This window comes from Micromonospora psammae (genome assembly GCF_036902725.1).
GTDB lineage: Bacteria > Actinomycetota > Actinomycetes > Mycobacteriales > Micromonosporaceae > Micromonospora.
This window is the reverse complement of the sequence record NZ_JBAKHM010000035.1, coordinates 25,709-42,834: the sequence shown is the minus strand read 5'-3', so window position 1 is coordinate 42,834 and position 17,126 is coordinate 25,709. Positions and strand designations below refer to the sequence as shown.

Genomic DNA, 17,126 nt, shown 5'->3' with positions numbered 1-17,126 from the left:
GGTCAGCCAGTCCTGGCGGCGGCAGTAGGCGGTGAACGAGGTCAGCGCGGACAGGTGCTTGTTGCAGGTGTTCGCGGCTCGCTCGGCCCAGCGGGCCATCGTCTGTTCGTAGAGCTCCGGGGTGAGCGCCGCGACCGGCGCAGGGTCTCGGTGTAGGTGGCGCGGGTGCCGGGGTCGTCGCGGAACCGGTCGAGGAACGCGTCGACGGCGACCACGAGCGCCACCGCGCGCCCGGCGGTAGGTAGCGGGATCACGGACACCTCGGCGACCCCTTCCGGTGATGTGACACAGAATGTGGCCGGGTCGCCTCCGCCGCTGGTGACGGCGTCCCACAGGTGGCGATGGGTAGAGCATCGGTTCTGTGACAGAGAATACGGGATTCTGTGTCACAAGCGGTGAACGGCGGCCCCGCTACCCTGTCCGGCTGAAAGCGGCACCCCGCGGTGCCTGAGCTGCGATCGAACCACTCTTGCGCGGACCCGGATTGAGGCTAGTCGTCCGGCTCCAGTAGGTAGGCATCCTTCGGGGTGAGTGCCGGTAGAGGTCGCTGGTGGACCAGCGCAGCTTGCGCGCTGTATCGACCGTTCAGTCGTCTGTGGCTGACGATCGGCCATTTCCATGTGCGTGTGCCCATTCAGGACGGCTACGAAGTACGGGTGACCAACGAGATAACCGTCCCCCTGCTGCCCTGCGCGTCCATCGACGACATCGTCGCCTTTTACGAGGTGCTCGGTTTCCACACCACTTACAAGCAGCGCAAGCCCAACCCGGCCGCGGGGTTGCAACGTGAAGATCTACATCTGCAGTTCTTCGAGATCGCGGAGTTCGATCCGGCGCAGTCCTACGGTTCGTGTATCGTGCTGACCTCGGACACGGGGCAGCTGTACCGGGCTTTCGCGGCGGGAATGCGCGCCGCGTACGGCAAGGTGTTGGTCTCCGGAACGCCGCGGATGACCCGGCCCCGGGCGCGGAAGAACGCCGACGGGCTGAGCGGCTTCAGCGTCATCGATCCAGGCGGCAACTGGATCCGCGTCTTCCAAAACGCCCCGGCCTCCCCCGCACCGGCGCCGACTGGGCGGCTGGGCAAGGCGATGGCGAACGCCGTCGTGCAGTCCGACTCCAGAGGGGACGCCCGGCAGGCGGCTCGGATTCTTGACAGTGCATTGGCCCATCCCGAGGCAGACGACGACCCGGTCGCGTTGGTGGAGGTGCTCGTCTACCGCGCTGAGGTTGCGATGGTCCTGAACGATCCGGCCACGGCGGTCGAGATGCTGGCCCGTGTTGACCGTGTCGCGTTGAACGCGGACGAAGCCACACGGGCTGCTGCTGCGCATGAGGCCGCTACCGACCTTGCGGCAGCGCTGTCCTAGGTGCCGCATTCAGCCGACACCGTGCCCCGGCTGAGACCTTGAGCCAGGGCACGGTGTCGGCTATTTGCCGGGAGCGGTCTCGGTCAGCCGTAGCGGCCGGTAGCCGTCGGTGTCGAGTTGGGCGAGTTCGCCGTCGATGTCGACGGAATGGGTGCCGTAGAAGTGCACGTTCTCGTGGTGGGTGGGCCAGATGTGCGCCAGGACCTCGTCGTCGACGTCGCGGCCGGTCCGGCGTAAGGCGGCCACGCCGAGGCCGTGGTACTCCGTTGACCAGCAGACGATCGCGTTGGTGGCCAGGGTAAGGCACCACATCTGCTCGGTCTGTTGTTCGTGGTGCCGGCGCCAACGCCACTTCATCGGGCACGAACCCGAGCCACGGCAGCGTGCACAGCTGGACCGCCACGCCCAGCACGTTGCGGCCCGTGCGGAACTGGCGCACGAACGCCTCGTCCGCACCGGTCAACGTGAAGTACCGGATCAGCTCAGCCCTGTTGATCTCCGGGAAGCCCGAAGCCGCGCCAGTTCCTCCGCAGAGAACACGTCCTGAGTCGCCATGAACCCACCACCGAAGCATCGACCGTCACCAAACGGGACGGCACGCTACGGCCCGGATCAGAGCATGATCAACGCTCAGTTCTTACCGTTGTTTTTGGGCTGGAAACTACGGACAGGCCGATAGCGGGTCGGCCGGCGCGCCGGGCGGCCGGACCGAACAGTTGAGCGACGGCGCGGCTGTCGGCCGCTCACGAGGCACCGGGCTTGCGTTGTGGAGCCTCCACCGCCCCGCCGTACTTGCGCCCCTCCGTCACACCGTTTGGCGCGTCCTAGGACAATAGGTGGCTGCGCTACTGCCTGCCTGCACCGCCTGGGACTGGTTGACTGGGGGCATGAGCGAGATCGTCCTGGTCCGGCACGGCGAAACCGCCTGGAGCCTCAGCCGCCAACACACCTCGTACACCGACCTGGAGCTCACCCCCGACGGCGAGCGACAGTCCCGGGCCCTCGCCGGGGTGCTCGTCGGCCACCGGTTCGTGCGGGTGCTCTCCAGTCCCCGGCTCCGGGCGCTGCGCACCGCGCAGCTCGCCGGTCTCACCGTCGACGCCACGGACGACGACCTGGCCGAGTGGAACTACGGCGAGTACGAGGGCCGGACCACCGCGGACATCCAGGTCGACCGGCCGGAGTGGAACCTCTGGACCGACGGGTGCCCCGGCGGCGAGTCCCCGGAACAGGTGGGCGAGCGTATCGACCGGCTGCTCGCCCGGCTCACTCCCCTGCTGGAACACGGCAGCGTCGCACTGGCCGGCCACGGGCACTGCCTCCGGGTGGTCGGCGCCCGCTGGATCGGGCTGCCCGTCTCCGGGGGCGGGAAGCTGCGGCTGGACACCGCCACGGTGAGCGTCCTCGGGTACGAGCACGGACGGCCGGTCATCCGCCGCTGGAACGGCGGCTGACCGCGCGCCGCCGACCCGCGCCGGCGCGGGTCAGGAGCCGTTGGCCTCCCGCGACCGCACCCGCGACCCACCGCCGGCGGTCTTCGGCGGCCGGCCCTCGTACGGCGTGGACAGCACCACCGTCGTGCGGGTCGTGACGTTCGCGGCGGTCCGGATCTCCTGAAGCACCCGCTCCAGGTCGGCCGGGCCGGCCACCCGCACCAGCAGCAGGTAGAAGTCCTCCCCCGCCACCGAGTAGCAGGAGTCGATCTCGGGCAGGTGGGCCAGCCGCTCCGGGGCGTCGTCGGGCTGCGACGGGTCGAACGGCCGGATCGCCACGAAGGCGGTCAGCGGCAGGTCCAGCGCCTCGAAGGACACCTTCGCGGTGTAGCCGCTGATCACGCCGCGGTGCTCCAGCCGGCGGACCCGCTGGTGCACCGCGGAGACCGACAGCCCGACCTTCTCGGCCAGGTCGGTGTACGACAGCCGACCGTCAGCGGTCAGCGCGGCGACGATGGCGCGGTCGATCTCCTCCACGGCTGGCAACCTACCGGTTGCGGCGCCGCCGTGCGAGTACGGGCCCGCCGAGCGTCACGCTCAGCGGGCCGACCAGTCGCGCACCGCGTCCGCGGCGAAGTTCAACACCTCCGCCATGTCCTCCTCGTCGAGGAAGGGCAGGTCGGTGAGGATGTCCGTGACGGACATTCCCTCGGCCATCATCGCCAGCAGGGTCGCCACCGGGATCCGGGACTGCCGCACGCAGGGCGCGCCGCCCATCACCTCGGGGTCGATGGTGATCCGGGGGAAGGCCACCGGCACAGGTTAGCCCTTCGCCAGCGCCCGGGAGATGACCAGACGCTGGATCTGGTTGGTGCCCTCCACGATCTGGAGCACCTTCGCCTCCCGCATGTACCGCTCGACCGGGTGGTCGGCGACGTAGCCGGCGCCGCCGAGGACCTGCACCGCGTCGGTGGTCACCCGCATCGCCACGTCGGTGGCGAAGAGCTTCGCCTTCGCCGCCTCGATCGAGTACGGCCGGCCGGCGTCGCGCAGCCGGGCGGCGGCCAGGGTCAGCGCCCGGGCGGCGGAGATCTGGGTGGCCAGGTCGGCCAGGTTGAAGCCGAGCCCCTGGAAGTCGATGATCGCCCTGCCGAACTGCTGCCGCTCCTTGGCGTAGCCGACGGCGTAGTCCAGCGCCGCCTGGGCCAGCCCGACGGCGCAGGCGGCGATGCCGAGCCGGCCGGAGTCCAGGGCGGACATCGCGATGGTGAAGCCGGCCCCCTCCCCGCCGATCAGCCGCTCCGCGGGCACCCGGGCGTCGTCGAAGGCGATCTGCGCCACCGGGGAGGAGTGCAGGCCCATCGTCCGCTCGGCGGCCTGCGGGACGATCCCCGGGGTGCCGCGGTCGGCGAGCAGGCAGGAGATGCCCTTCGGGCCGGGGCCGCCGGTGCGGCAGAAGATGTTGTAGAAGTCGGCGACCCGGGCGTGAGTGATCCACGCCTTGGTGCCGGAGACCAGGTAGGAGTCGCCGTCGCGGACCGCGCGGGTGGTCAGCGACGCGGCGTCCGAGCCCCCCTGCGGCTCGGAGAGGCAGTACGCCCCGAGCAGCTCCCCGCCGATCATGTCGGGGAGCAGCTTGCGCTGCTCGTCGGTGCCGAACTGGGCCACCGGGTAGCAGGACAGGGTGTGCACGCTGACCGCCTCGGCGACCGCGAGCCAGCGGCTGGCCAGGATCTCCAGCACCTGGAGGTAGACCTCGTACGGCTGGGCGGCGCCGCCGTGCTCCTCGGCGTACGGCAAGCCGAGCAGGCCGGCCCGGCCGAGGGTGCGCAGCACCTCCCGGGGGAACTCGGCGCGTTCCTCGAAGCCGGCGGCCTTCGGGGCGAGCTCGCGATCGGCGAGTTCGGTGGCGAGGTCCAGCAGGTCGTGGGCCTCGTCGGTGGGGAGGATCCGGTCGATGGTCATAGCGCGATGAGCTCCGTGGGGATGGTGTTGAGCCGGGTCACGCCGTCCGTCGTGCAGACGACGATGTCCTCGATGCGGGCGCCGTGTCGGCCCGCGAGGTAGATGCCGGGTTCGACGGAGAACGCCATGCCCGGTTCCAGCGGACGGGGGTTGCCCGTCACGACGTACGGCTCCTCGTGCCCGTCCAGGCCGATGCCGTGGCCGGTGCGGTGCAGGAACGCCTCGCCGTACCCGGCGGCGGTGATCGGCTCCCGGGCGGCGGCGTCGACGGCCTCGGCGGTGACGCCGGGCGCGACCGCGGCCACGGCGGCGCGCTGCGCCGCGTCCAGCACCGCGTAGTAGTCGGTGAACTCCGCCGGCGGCCGGCCGCCGGCCACGTAGGTGCGGGTGCAGTCGGAGCGGTAGCCGGAGGGCATGGTGCCGCCGATGTCGACCACGACCGGCTCGCCCGCGCCGATCGGCCGGTCGGAGGTGCCGTGGTGCGGGCTGGCGCCGTTCGGGCCGGCGGCGACGATGACGAAGTCGACGCTCACGTGGCCGGCGGCGCGGATCGCCGCGGCGATGTCCGCGGCGACCTCGGCCTCGGTCCGGCCCGGACGCAGCCACTGGCCCATCCGGGCGTGCACCGCGTCGATCGCCGCGCCGGCCTCGGCCAGCGCGGCCACCTCCGCCGGGGACTTGCGGATCCGCAGCTCACGCAGCACGTCCGAGGCGAGCCGCTGGGCGGCGGCCGGGAGCGCGGCGCGCAGCGCGAGGACCTGCTCGGCCCACATCCGGTCGGCCAGGCCGACCGCACCGACCGGCCCGCCGAGAGCGGCGGTGACCAACGGGTACGGGTCGGTGCCGTCGGCGTGGTCGACGATCCGTACGCCGGTGGCCGGGGCCGGGGAGGCCTCCGCCGCCGGGCGTTCCAGGGTGGGGACGATCAGCGTCGGCTCGCCCTGGGCGGGCAGCACGAGGCAGGTCAGCCGCTCCCCCGCGTGGGCGTCGTAGCCGGTCAGGTAGCGCAGGTCGGAACCGGGGGTGAGCAGCAGCGCGTCCAGGCCGGCGGCGGCGGTGGCGCGCTGCGCGGCGACCAACCGGTCGGCCGGATACAGCTCGTCGGTTCCCACCCGGTCAGCTTAACGTTCGTTCGGGGTAGCACCCACCGCGGTGCGCGCCGGACCGCTCAGGCGCGGGCGCCGCCGAGGCCGAGCAGCACCGCGAGCCCCAGGGCGCTGCGCGGCGCGTACGGCACCCGCCACAGCCCGCCGTGCGCCGCGGCGTACGCCTCGTCCTGCCACGGGTGCGCCAGCGCCGGCCCGCCACCGGTGCGCAGGTCGTGCACCAGGAGCGCGGCCATCAGTGTGTTGCTGGTGGCCGGCTCGAACACCTCGATGCCGAACCGGTGGGCGCCGGCGGCGCCACCGTGAACGACACCGTCGCCCCCTCCGCCCGGGCCACCGTGGCCCGCCACCGCTGCAACCGCTTCGGCGACCTGCGAGAGACGGTGCAGCAGGTCGGCGCCCGCGCGGGTGTCCAGCGCCGGGTCGTCGGCGGTGGTGCCGGGCCGGACCGCAGCAGGAGCCGACCGCCGTGGCGGTGGGTAGTCCGCAGCAGCCGGCGCCACAGCTCCGGCGCGGCAGGTCGACCGCGACGACGTCGACGCCCCAGCGCACCAGTGACGGCAACGGGCCCATCTCCGCGCCCGCCCCGAGCACCACCACCCGCTGGTCGCGCAGGTCGAGCCAGTCCGGATTGGGCGAGGACCGCGCGGACCGTCCCACCTCAGTCCGGCAGGCCATCATGGCGTGCCGCAAGGGCGGCACGGTGAGCATCGTCGGCGCCTCGGCGCAGGACGGCTCGACCACGCCGGCGGCGACCCAGGCGTCCAGTCGCCGCCGCAGGTCGTCGCCGCGCAGCCGCTGCCCCCGGTACGGCAGCGACAACTCCCGCTCGACCGGGCCGGCGCCGGTGACCGTCGCCGTCGCCAGGGCCTCGTGGTCGGTGGCGATGGTGAGCGCGGCGTCGCGGGAGAGCAGTCCCGCTCGACGAGCCGAGCCGGCGGAAGTGTCCGAGTTGACGTTCTCTCCGCCTTACGGGACGGAGGTTCCCTCCACGCTGCGCGTGGAACGCGCGGCGTCCGGGCGGATTCCTGCTTCCTCGCGCGGTGCCGGCACGAGTGCCGGTCTTACCTGCGCTCCACAGGCGTTTGAGTTGTCCCAGCGTCCCTGGGCCAACACGTTCATAGCCGCGTTGATGTCCCGGTCGTGGACCGCGCCGCAGGGGCAGGTCCACGACCGGATGTTCAGCGGCTTGGGTCCGTCGAGCCGGCCGCACACCGAGCACGTCCGGGACGTGGGCGCGAACCGGTCGATCCTGGCGAAGGTCCGCCCGTACCGGGCGGCCTTGTACTCCAACATCGCCGTGAACTGCGACCAGCCGGCGTCGTGCACCGACTTCGCCAGCCGAGTCCGGCCCAGACCGACCACGCACAGGTCCTCGACGTACACCGCTTGGTTATCGCGGATGATCGCCGTGGACAGCTTGTGCTGCCAGTCCCGCCGACTGTCGGCCACCCGGGCATGCGCCCTGGCGACCTTCACGACTGCCTTCTTGCGATTCGCGCTGCCCCGCTGCTTGCGGGACAGATCCTGTTGCAGCCGCTTGAGCTTGCGGGCCGCGCGGCGAAGGAACTTCGGCGCGGTGACCTTCGTGCCGTCCGAGAGCACCGCGAAGTGGGTCAGCCCTAGGTCGATACCCACGTCCGCATCCGTCTGCGGCAGCGGCTCGTCCGTGGTCTGCACGACGAACGAGGCGAAGTACCGGCCCGCCGCGTCCTTAATCACGGTCACAGACGACGGATCCGCCGGCAGGCTGCGGGACCAACGCACGTTCAGGTCGCCGATCTTCGGCAGCCGCAGCCGCCCGTTGTCCAGCACCTTGAACCGGGAGTTCTTCGTGAACCGGATAGCCTGCCGGTTGTCCTTGCGGGACCGGAACCGCGGCGGTGCCACCCGCCGGCCCTTGCGCTTGCCCGAGATCGAGGCGAAGAAGTTCCGGTACGCGGTGTTCAGGTCCGCGAGGGCCTGCTGGAGAACAACCGCCGACACCTCGCCAAGCCACGCCCGCTCGGGCGTCTTCTTCGCCTCGGTGATGACCCGCTTCGACAGCTCACCGTTCGGGACGTGCGGCAGCTCAGCCTGGCGGGCCTGCTGCCGGATGCGCAGCCCGTCGTTGAATACCACCCGCGCGCATCCGAATGCCCGGGCCAGCGCTTCCTGCTGGCTGAGCGTCGGATAGACGCGGTATTTGTACCGAAGCTGCACGCCGAACAAATTACCATCGGCCTATGACCGAGACAGAGGGCATGCGGACCGGCAGAGTCTGCGTCTTCGTCCTGCCCGTCCCACTTGGTCTTCGTCTCCGACCCAAGGTGTTCGGCGACCGGCACCTGACCCGCCTGGAGGAAATATGCGGGCGGGTGCGCCGAATTTGAGACCGAGATGGTTGAGTTCAACGGCGAGGACGACACTTGCTGGTCAGCTTTCCCCGAGGTTGCCCTGCCAAAGCTGGTTGACAGCCTTTAAGAGGGCGTCTGATCTCGCTTGGTGAGGTTGGTCCGATAGGTGGTTTCGTTTCGCCAGGTTGGGGTGGATTCTCCGGTGAGGTAGCGGCTCATTGTGTTAGCCATGGCCCAATGGATCATCGCCCGGGTGCGTTGAGGCAGGGTTTCGTAGTCACGCACGAGTCGGCGGTGCTGCATCAGCCAACCGAAGGTCCGTTCCACGACCCACCGGCGGGGCTGGACGTGGAAGCCTTTCCCGGCGTGGCGGGGTACGCGCTCGACGTCGATGCCGAGCCGGGCGCCGTGTGCCCGTACGGCGGTGTTGTAGCCGCCGTCGACCCACGCCTTGACCACCGGTGGATGGTCCGCGGAAACGGTGTCGAGCAGGTGCCGGCCGGCGGTGGAGTCCTGCACCGACGCGGCGGTGACGATCAATGCCAGGAGCAGGCCGAGGGTGTCGGTGGCGATGTGCCGCTTGCGTCCCTTGATCTTCTTCGCCGCGTCGATTCCCTGGCTGGACTCGCCGACGTTGCTGGAGGTCTTCACGCTCTGCGAGTCCAGGACCACCGCCGACGGGCTCCCACGACGACCCCGAGCAACCCGGACCCGCTCCCGCAGCACGTCGTGGATCCGCTGCGTGGTCCCGTCGGTCTCCCACTTGGCGTAGTAGTCATACACCGTCTTCGCCGGCGGGAAGTCATGCGGCAGGTACTCCCAAGCGATCCCCGTCCTGGCCACATACAGGATCGCGTTGACGATCTCCCGCAGGTCATGCACCGGCCGGCTGATCCCCAACCCCACCCGGCCGGCCCGCCACGCCGTCAGCACCGGCTCGATCAACGCCCACCGCTCATCCGACAAGTCCGACCGATACCCACGCCGCTTCGCACCCACGCCACGATCAACGAACCAGGCTCACGATCGCCACGACCGAACGTGAATCAACCACTACACGGATCAGATGCCCTCTTAGCAGATCGCCGTCGGCGGGACCCAGGACGACGTAGCCGACGTCGAGGACGTCGGTGCGGACCTGGCGTACCGGTCCGAGCCGGGGCCGGGCGTCGTTCATGGAACCACCGATCGCCGAGGTCGGGGCGGCGGGCGCCACGTCACATCGAGGCTATGCGGGCCCACCCGGTGGCCTCGGCGGAACCACCGGAAACAGCCGGCGCTCAGTCCGGCAGCACCGCCGCCGCGACCCGGCGGACCCGGTCGGGGTGGCCGAGCACCTCGGTGCTGTGCAGGTACTGGTCGACCGCGCCGACCGGCGGGCGCCGCCGCAGCGCCGGGTCGGTGATCGCAGCGCACAGCGCGGCGGCGAACCGGGCGGCGTCGAGCACCAGGAACGGACGGGAATGGAACGGACGCGCCGCCGGGTCGACCGGCGCGGCCAGCCCGGTGTCGTTGGTCCAGCGGGCGAGGGTCTCCAGGGCCCGGACCAGGCCGGCCTGCCGGTCGGCCCAGTCGCCGGAACCGACGGCGTCGCCGAGCGCGCCGATCACCGGCGCCGCCGCCGGCAGTCGGGCGAAGGCGGTGCCGAGCCATTTGTCGTACGGGGGCCAGCGGCGGTGCAGCAGCAGCCCGAGTCGCATGAGGTCCCGGGCCAGCCCGGCGGCCACCACCCGGCTGCCCAGCTCGTCGCCGACCTCGGCGCACCGTCCCGCCAGGTGCTCGGCCTGCCCGACCCGGCTCCACGCGGCGGCCAGCACGTGCCGCCACACGTCGTCCGGATACCAGGCCAGCCGGGCCCGGGCGGTGGTCAGCGCCCCGTCCAGGCCGTCGTAAAAGACCGCGCCACCGGTCAGCTCGGCGAGCCGCTGGGTGGGTGTGGCCAACCAGTCGGCCGCCACCGCCGCCCCCGGGTCGAAGCCGAGCCGACCGCGCAGCCACCCGCCCAGCTCGTCCACGCTCACTCCGTGCCGGTCGCCCCCGGGATCGGCCACGCCGAGCCGGGTGTCGGCGCCGCCGCGGTACCGGGTCGGCCAGCCGAGGAACTCCGGCGGCAGGTCGGCGTCGAGCACGGCGCGGACCGGCGCGACCTCGGCCGGGTCGGCGACGAAGAGCTGCGCCCGCGGGCCCCAGTCGTGGTCGGTGGAGCGCGGGGTGTCCAGGCCGAGCAGCTCCGAACCGCCGTCGAGCAGACCGGCGGCGTACCGCAGGCCGGGCAGGTGGCGGGCCAGCAACGGGGCGACGACCTCGTCGTGGAAGCGGCGGCAGAGGACCAGAGCGGGCAGGAACGCCATGCCTCGCAGTCTGCCGGTCGACGTCGGCCCCACCCACCCGTTATCGGTCCGCCGGCCGGTCACCGCCGATAGCCTGGACCGGGAGCGGATCGAGCGGAAGGTGGGGGCGGTGGCGGACGACCGGGCCGGGGTACGCCGACGGAGGCTGCTCTGGGCCGGCATCCTCGCCCTGGTCGGGCTGGTGCTGCTCGCCCTCGGCCTCACCGTGGCCGACGGTGCTCTCGCCGGCATCGAGGTGGTGCTGGCGATCGCGCTGCTGGTGGCGAGCTACGCCGTGCAGCACCTGGCCCGCCGGGAGAGCCTCTACCGGCACGACGACCAGCGCTGAACGAGGCGGCACCGCGGGCCCCTTCACACCCGGCGGGACCCGCCCTCCCCCACCTCGTCGGGGGGCTGTGTCACGCTGTCCGGCGTGACACAGCGACCCCCGATCCTGCTGATCGACTCGCCCAGCCTCTACTTCCGGGCGTACTTCGGCATCCCCGAGTCGGCCGCGAGGACCGAGGACGGCCAGCCGGTCAACGCCGTGCGCGGCTTCCTCGACATGCTCGCCCAGCTGGTCCGCACCCGCCGGCCCGACCGGATGGTCTGCGCGTTGGACCACGACTGGCGGCCGGCCTGGCGGGTGGAGCTGCTGCCGTCGTACAAGGCGCACCGGGTGGCGCCCGAGGGGGGCGAGGTGGTGCCGGACACCCTCTCGCCGCAGGTGCCGGTGATCCTGGAGGTGCTCTCGGCGATCGGCATCACCGCGGTCGGCGCCACCGGCTACGAGGCCGACGACGTGCTGGGCACGCTGTCGGTGACGCAGCCCGCGCCGGCCGAGGTGGTCTCCGGCGACCGCGACCTGTTCCAGCTGGTCGACGACGTCCGCGGGGTGCGGCTGCTCTACGTCGGTCGCGGAGTGGCCAAGTTGGACGACTGCGACGACGCGGCGGTCCGCGCCCGGTACGGCGTGCCGGCCGACCGGTACGCCGACTTCGCGGCGCTGCGCGGCGACCCCAGTGACGGACTGCCCGGGGTGCCCGGTGTGGGCGAGAAGACCGCCGCCCGGCTGATCGAGCGCTACGGCGGTCTGCCGGGCATCCTCGACGCGCTCGACGACCCCGGGTCGGGGTTCGCGCCGGGGCTGCGGGCCCGGCTGGTCGGGGCGCGGGACTACCTGGCCGTCGCGCCGAAGGTGGTGGAGGTGGCGCGGGACGTCCCGCTGCCGGAGCTGGCCACCGCGCTACCGACGGCGCCCGTGGACCCGGACCGGTTGCTGGAGCTGGCGCAGCGGTGGAACCTGGCCGGCTCGTGCCGGCGGCTGGTGGACGCGCTGGCCGACCGTTCCTGATGCCCTACGGCCGGCTGCGGCGGTCGTGGTGACCGCCGCGGCCGGCCCGCGTGACCCGCTGGTGACTATGCCGTGGCGTGGTAGGCGAGCACGCCCCGGTTGACGGCGGCGATCGCCTGGCGTGCCGTGGCCCGCAGCTCCACCGACGCGCCGCCGGAGTCGGCGAGCTGGCCGAGCAGGTCGACCACCTGCCGGGCCCAGCGGACGAAGTCGCCGGCGGGCATCTCCCCGTCGATCTCGTGGCCGCTGGCGAGCACCTTGGCGAGGGCCTCACCGCGCGCCCAGCGGTAGATCGGCCAGGCGAAGCCGAGATCCGGTTCGCGGGTCACGGTGAGACCACGCCCGGCCTCGTCGGCCTCGATCTCGCTCCACAGCTTGAGCGTCTCGTCGACCGCGTCGGCTACCGCGCCGCGCGGCAGTGAGGCGCGCTCGTCGACGTCGCGGCGGGCCTCGAAGACCACCACGGAGACGGCGGAGGCCAGCTCGGCCGGGGAGAGACCGTCCCACACGCCGCGGCGCAGGCACTCGGCGACCAGCAGGTCCGCCTCGGTCCAGATCCGACCCAGCATCCGGCCGGCGTCGGTGACCGCGCCGTCGGCGGCGAGGTAACCGCGGGCGGTGAGCAGCGCGACGATCCGGTCGAAGGTGCGGGCCAGGGAGCCCGTCCGGCCGGCGACCCGCTGCCGCAGCTCCTCGGTGTCCTTCTCCAGCCGGCGGCGCCGCTCGGCCCAGCGGGCGTGCTCCTCCCGCTCCGGGCAGGCGTGGCAGGGGTGCTGGCGCAGCTCGGTGCGGAGCTGGCTGAGCTGGTGGTCGTCGCCCGGGGTCTGCCGGGACCGGCCGCCCCGGCGACCGCCGTGCCGGTCCAGCCCGGTGCCGCTGACCTCGGCGGCCAGGTCACGCCGGGCCGCCGGGGAGCGGTGGTTGAAGTGCTTGGGCACCCGGATCCGGGCGAGCACCTCGGCCGGGGTGGTGAAGTCTCCGGGGCTGACCCGGCCGGCCCAGCGGTCCTGGGTGAGCACCAGGGGGCGCGGTTCACCGAAGCCGCCGGTGGCCGGGTCGAGGACGACCGCGAGACCGGCGCGGCGGCCGGAGGGCACCCGGATCACGTCGCCGATCCGCAGCCGCTCCAGTGACTCCACCGCGGCGGCCTTGCGCTGGCTCTGTCCCTGCCGGGCGATGGCGCGTTCCCGGTCGGCGATCGCCACCCGCAGCGCGAAGTACTCCTCGAAGTCGCCGTGGTGGCAGGCGGCCTCCGCGCCGTACTCCTCGATGGTCTCGGTGTTGCGCTGCACCTGCCGGGCCAGGCCGACCACCGAGCGGTCGGCCTGGAACTGGGCGAACGACGACTCCAGCAGCGCCCGGGCCGGTTCCGCGCCGACGGTGCCGACCAGGTTGACCGCCATGTTGTACGAGGGCCGGAAGCTGGAGCGCAGCGGATAGGTGCGGGTGGAGGCGAGGCCGGCGACGTGCCGCGGGTCGGTCTCCGGGGACCAGACCACCACGGCGTGCCCCTCGACGTCGATGCCGCGTCGGCCGGCGCGGCCGGTGAGCTGGGTGTACTCCCCCGGGGTGAGGTCGACGTGGGCCTCGCCGTTGTACTTGACCAGCCGTTCGAGGACCACGCAGCGGGCCGGCATGTTGATGCCCAGGGCGAGGGTCTCGGTGGCGAAGACCGCCTTGACCAGCCCCCGGACGAAGAGCTCCTCGACGACCTCCTTGAAGACCGGGAGCATGCCGGCGTGGTGGGCGGCCAGGCCGCGCTCCAGGCCGTCGAGCCACTCCCAGTAGCCGAGCACCGTCAGGTCCTCGCCGGGGATCGCGGTCACCCGGCTCTCCACCACCTGGCGGATCTCGGCGCGCTCCTCGGCGGAGGTGAGCCGCAGCCCGGCGGCGAGGCACTGCTGCACCGCGGCGGCGCAGCCGGCCCGGCTGAAGATGAACAGGATCGCCGGGAGCAGCCCCTCCCGGTCGAGCCGGTCGACGATGTCGGGGCGCATCGGCCCGCGCCAGCGGGGGCCCCGCCGACCGGCGCCCGGTCCGGCGCTGCGGCCCTCGCCCAGCTCCAGCCGGCGCACCGTGTCGCGGGTGTAGCGCAGCAGCTCGGGGTGCACGTCGTGCTTGCGGGCGGCGTCGGCGTCGTGGAACAGGTCGAACATCCGCTTGCCGACCAGCATGTGCTGCCACAGCGGCACCGGCCGGTGCTCGCTGACCACCACGGCGGTCTCGCCGCGCACGGTGACCAGCCAGTCGGCGAACTCCTCGGCGTTGGAGACGGTGGCCGAGAGGGAGACCAGGGTGACCGAGGAGGGCAGGTGGATGATCACCTCTTCCCAGACCCCGCCGCGGAACCGGTCGGCGAGGTAGTGCACCTCGTCCATCACCACGTACGCCAGGCCCTCGAGGGTGCTGGAGCCGGCGTAGAGCATGTTGCGCAGCACCTCGGTGGTCATCACCACCACCGGCGCGTCGCCGTTGATCGCGTTGTCGCCGGTGAGCAGGCCGACCTGCTCGGCGCCGTAGCGGTCGACCAGGTCGTGGTACTTCTGGTTGGACAGCGCCTTGATCGGGGTGGTGTAGAAGCACTTGCGCCGGGGGGCGGGGCCGTCGGCGCCGTCGGCCACCGCCGGCCTGTCGGGGGTGCCGCGCAGCGCGAGGTGTACGGCGAACTCGCCGACCACGGTCTTGCCGGCGCCGGTGGGAGCGCAGACCAGCACACCGCTGCCCCGTTCCAGGGACTGGCACGCCTCCCGCTGGAAGTCGTCGAGATCGAATCCCAGGTCGAGGGCGAACTCTTCCAGGGCCGGGAACTCGGAGGCCTGCGCGGCCCGGCGGCGCGCCGCGGCGTACCGCTCGGCGGGGCTCGACATGTGTCCAAGATTAGTGCTTCCCCCCGACGCGCACTGGACAAGGCCGTCCGGCGGGACCGTCCGAGGCGGTCGGTAGGGTGCACGACGTGCCGGACCATGCCGAACCGCCCCTCGCCTCGAACGGCGCCGACGACGCCGTCCGTTCGGGCGCGTCCCGCCGCCCCGTGGAGGCGGTCCTCTTCGACTTCCACGGCACCCTGGCGCAGGTGGAGGAGCCCCGCGACTGGGTGCTCGCCGCCGCGTCGGCGTGCGGGGTGAGCCTGGAGCGGATGCGGGCCACCGCGCTGGCCGACCGGCTGATGACGGCCGGGCGGGCGGGCGGGCCGCCGCCGGCCCGGGTGCCGGCCCGGCTGGCGGAGCTCTGGGCCGACCGGGACCTCTACCAGCACGCGCACCGGGGGGCGTACACCGGGTTGGCCGAGACGGTCGACGCCGGCATCGAGGGTTTCGCCGAGGCGCTCTACGAGCGGCTGCTGGTGCCGGATGGCTGGGTGCCCTACCCGGACACCGCCGCCACGCTGACCGCGCTGCGGGCGGCCGGAGTGAAGGTCGCGGTGGTGAGCAACATCGGCTTCGACATCCGGCCGCTCTTCGCCGCCTGGGGTCTCGACGGTCTGGTCGACGCGTACGCGCTGTCCTACGAGGTGGGGCGCTGCAAGCCGGATCCGGGGATCTTCCTGCGGGCCTGCGGGATGCTCGGGGTGGATCCGGAGCGGGCGCTGATGGTGGGCGACACTCCGGCCGACGCGGGCGCGGTCGACGCCGGCTGCGCGGTGCTGGTGCTGCCGTGCGCCGAGCCGGGGCGTCGCAACGGCCTCGGCGCGGTGCTCGACCTGGCGCTGCCGAGCTGACCGACGGTCCCACCGCCCGGTAGCGGGCCGGAGCCGGCCGACTATCACTGCTAACACGATCATGATTCTCGCGTTAGCGATGGCCGCTAACAGCCGGAGGTTATCGTCGCTGTCATGACTGAGACGTCGGCCCGGGACCGGATCGTGCGGGTCGCCGCCGCGCTGCTCGCCGAGGGCGGCCGGGACGCGGTGACCACCCGGGCGGTCAGCCGCGCCGCCGGGGTGCAGGCACCGACCATCTACCGTCAGTTCGGCGACATGCGCGGGCTGCTGGACGCGGCGGCCAGCTACGGCTTCGCCGCGTACCTGCACGCCCAGGCGGCCCAGGAGCCCGCCGAGGACCCCGTGGACGACCTGCGCCGGGGCTGGGACATGCACGTCGGCTTCGGCGTGGCCAACCCCGCCTTCCACACCCTGATGTACGGCGACCCCCGACCCGGCGTCCGGTCCACCGCCGCCCGGGTGGCGGCCGACATCTTCCGCCAGCTCGTCGTCCGGGTCGCCGAGGCGGGCCGGCTCCGGGTCGGCGTGGACCGGGCGGCCGAGATGGTGCACGCCGCGAGTTGCGGCGTCACCCTCACCCTCATCCAGGGCGGCGACCCCGACCTCTCCCCCGCCACCCGGGAGGCGCTCGTCGCGGCGGTCTGTGCCGACAGCGCCGCCGCCCGGGCGATCCGCCCACCCGACCGGCCGGTCCGGCACGCCGTGGCGCTGCGGGCCGCGCTGCCTGAGGTGGCCGCTGCCTTCAGCGCCGCAGAGCGGACGCTGCTCGCCGAGTGGCTCGACCGCCTCGCCGGCGCCGCCCGTCCCCCGACCGCCTGACCCGACGAGTGCTGGTGGCACTGCTCGCCCCGGTGGCCTGGTCGCCGCCGGGCATCGACCTGTCGGCCTGGCGCGCCGCGCTGGCCGAGGACGTGGTGGACCTGCTCGCCACCCTGGCCGAGGTCGAGACCGCGGTGGCCGTGACCGCGGCGGACCGGCCGCTCGCCGAGGCGGTGGTCTGGCCCGGCACCGTGATCCACGAGGTCCCCGAACCCACCGTCAACGCCGTCCTGGCCGCCCTGACCGACCACGACCAGGCGGCCGTCGTCGCCGCCGACGCGCCGGACGGCCCCGTGCTGCGCTCGCTTCCGCGCAACCCGAGACCCGGTCGGCTGACCCTTTAGAGCTGATGACGTAAACGACTCACCCGGGTCCGGGGCGGTGATTCGTTTACGTCATCAGCTCTAAAGGACGCACAACCGGCACCGTCGCCGCTGGGACGAGTCGAGCCCGGTGACGTCTGGGCCGCCCTGCGGCGCCGTCCGGCGATGCCTGCGGGCGCCGTCCGGCGATGCCTGCGGGCGCCGTCCGGCGATGCCTGCGGGCGCCGTCCGGCGATGCCTGCGGGCGCCGTCCGGCGATGCCTGCGGGCGCCGTCCGGCGATGCCTGCGGGCGCCGTCCGGCGATGCCTGTGGGCCGCGCCGGCGGCGGCTGCGGGCACGGCGCTACGTGCGGGCCGGCGACGGCAACG

The 17,126-nt window shown here is 72.8% G+C and carries 16 protein-coding genes and 3 pseudogenes; 7 read left to right on the top strand and 12 right to left on the bottom strand.

Going from position 1 to position 17,126, the window contains the following annotated elements; all coding sequences use genetic code 11:
- Window positions 1-656 precede the first annotated feature (656 nt).
- A complete protein-coding gene (locus tag V6U79_RS27790; RefSeq protein WP_334616446.1) occupies window positions 657-1,370 on the top strand; it encodes a DUF8817 family protein in 714 nt (237 codons plus the stop codon).
- 60 nt (window positions 1,371-1,430) lie between these two features.
- Here V6U79_RS27790 and V6U79_RS27785 read toward each other — a convergent pair.
- Window positions 1,431-1,712, bottom strand: a pseudogene (locus tag V6U79_RS27785) (Tn3 family transposase); the annotation flags it as partial.
- A pseudogene (locus V6U79_RS27780) lies at window positions 1,705-1,925 on the bottom strand (DUF4158 domain-containing protein); the annotation flags it as partial. The pseudogenes V6U79_RS27785 and V6U79_RS27780, both read right to left, overlap by 8 nt.
- A gap of 332 nt (window positions 1,926-2,257) precedes the next feature.
- On the opposite strand from V6U79_RS27780, the gene V6U79_RS27775 reads away from it, so the two are divergent.
- On the top strand, window positions 2,258-2,824 hold the full coding sequence (locus V6U79_RS27775) for a histidine phosphatase family protein (RefSeq protein WP_334616442.1): 567 nt from the start codon (window positions 2,258-2,260) through the stop codon (window positions 2,822-2,824).
- Window positions 2,825-2,854: 30 nt separating this feature from the next.
- Here the strand turns inward: V6U79_RS27775 and V6U79_RS27770 are convergent, their stop codons facing one another.
- From V6U79_RS27770 to V6U79_RS27730, 9 genes are all read right to left on the bottom strand, one after another.
- Window positions 2,855-3,340, bottom strand: coding sequence for an Lrp/AsnC family transcriptional regulator (locus V6U79_RS27770; protein ID WP_334530474.1), 486 nt, complete (start codon window positions 3,338-3,340; stop codon window positions 2,855-2,857).
- A gap of 60 nt (window positions 3,341-3,400) precedes the next feature.
- Window positions 3,401-3,616, bottom strand: coding sequence for a DUF433 domain-containing protein (locus tag V6U79_RS27765; RefSeq protein ID WP_334616441.1), 216 nt, complete (start codon window positions 3,614-3,616; stop codon window positions 3,401-3,403).
- Window positions 3,617-3,625: 9 nt separating this feature from the next.
- Window positions 3,626-4,768, bottom strand: a complete 1,143-nt coding sequence (locus V6U79_RS27760; protein WP_334616440.1) for an acyl-CoA dehydrogenase family protein — start codon at window positions 4,766-4,768, stop codon at window positions 3,626-3,628.
- Entirely contained in the window at window positions 4,765-5,880 is a 1,116-nt protein-coding gene (locus V6U79_RS27755; RefSeq protein ID WP_334616439.1) for a M24 family metallopeptidase, read from the bottom strand. The genes V6U79_RS27760 and V6U79_RS27755 overlap by 4 nt, the downstream gene beginning before the upstream one ends.
- A gap of 56 nt (window positions 5,881-5,936) precedes the next feature.
- On the bottom strand, window positions 5,937-6,377 hold the full coding sequence (locus tag V6U79_RS27750; RefSeq protein ID WP_334616438.1) for a hypothetical protein: 441 nt from the start codon (window positions 6,375-6,377) through the stop codon (window positions 5,937-5,939).
- Window positions 6,378-6,843: 466 nt separating this feature from the next.
- Complete coding sequence (locus V6U79_RS27745) at window positions 6,844-8,076, bottom strand: RNA-guided endonuclease InsQ/TnpB family protein (RefSeq protein WP_334616437.1); 1,233 nt, start codon at window positions 8,074-8,076, stop codon at window positions 6,844-6,846.
- 257 nt (window positions 8,077-8,333) lie between these two features.
- Window positions 8,334-9,209 carry an IS5 family transposase gene (locus V6U79_RS27740; protein ID WP_334616436.1) on the bottom strand — a complete coding sequence of 292 codons (876 nt, stop codon included), beginning with the start codon at window positions 9,207-9,209 and terminating at the stop codon, window positions 8,334-8,336.
- 7 nt (window positions 9,210-9,216) lie between these two features.
- A complete protein-coding gene (locus V6U79_RS27735) occupies window positions 9,217-9,426 on the bottom strand; it encodes a hypothetical protein (RefSeq protein ID WP_334616434.1) in 210 nt (69 codons plus the stop codon).
- A 64-nt stretch (window positions 9,427-9,490) separates the two neighbouring features.
- Window positions 9,491-10,561: a DUF4037 domain-containing protein gene (locus V6U79_RS27730; RefSeq protein ID WP_334616433.1), complete on the bottom strand. Its 1,071-nt coding sequence runs from the start codon at window positions 10,559-10,561 to the stop codon at window positions 9,491-9,493.
- Between V6U79_RS27730 and V6U79_RS27725 the strand changes: the two genes are divergently transcribed.
- Both V6U79_RS27725 and V6U79_RS27720 read left to right on the top strand, forming a co-directional pair.
- On the top strand, window positions 10,560-10,889 hold the full coding sequence (locus tag V6U79_RS27725; protein WP_334616432.1) for a hypothetical protein: 330 nt from the start codon (window positions 10,560-10,562) through the stop codon (window positions 10,887-10,889). The genes V6U79_RS27730 and V6U79_RS27725 overlap by 2 nt on opposite strands.
- Window positions 10,890-10,973: 84 nt before the next feature.
- The gene (locus V6U79_RS27720) at window positions 10,974-11,894 is read left to right on the top strand and encodes a 5'-3' exonuclease (RefSeq protein ID WP_334530495.1); all 921 of its coding nucleotides are present in this window, start codon (window positions 10,974-10,976) and stop codon (window positions 11,892-11,894) included.
- 65 nt (window positions 11,895-11,959) lie between these two features.
- On the opposite strand, the gene V6U79_RS27715 is transcribed toward V6U79_RS27720, so the two are convergent.
- Entirely contained in the window at window positions 11,960-14,761 is a 2,802-nt protein-coding gene (locus V6U79_RS27715) for a DEAD/DEAH box helicase (RefSeq protein ID WP_334616431.1), read from the bottom strand.
- Window positions 14,762-14,847: 86 nt separating this feature from the next.
- On the opposite strand from V6U79_RS27715, the gene V6U79_RS27710 reads away from it, so the two are divergent.
- The 3 genes and pseudogenes from V6U79_RS27710 to V6U79_RS27700 all read left to right on the top strand — a co-directional run.
- Window positions 14,848-15,612, top strand: coding sequence for an HAD family hydrolase (locus V6U79_RS27710; protein WP_442933828.1), 765 nt, complete (start codon window positions 14,848-14,850; stop codon window positions 15,610-15,612).
- Between the two features lie 114 nt (window positions 15,613-15,726).
- The gene (locus tag V6U79_RS27705; protein ID WP_334616430.1) at window positions 15,727-16,434 is read left to right on the top strand and encodes a TetR/AcrR family transcriptional regulator; all 708 of its coding nucleotides are present in this window, start codon (window positions 15,727-15,729) and stop codon (window positions 16,432-16,434) included.
- Window positions 16,431-16,754, top strand: a pseudogene (locus tag V6U79_RS27700) (hypothetical protein); the annotation flags it as partial. The gene V6U79_RS27705 and the pseudogene V6U79_RS27700, both read left to right, overlap by 4 nt.
- Window positions 16,755-17,126: the final 372 nt, after the last annotated feature.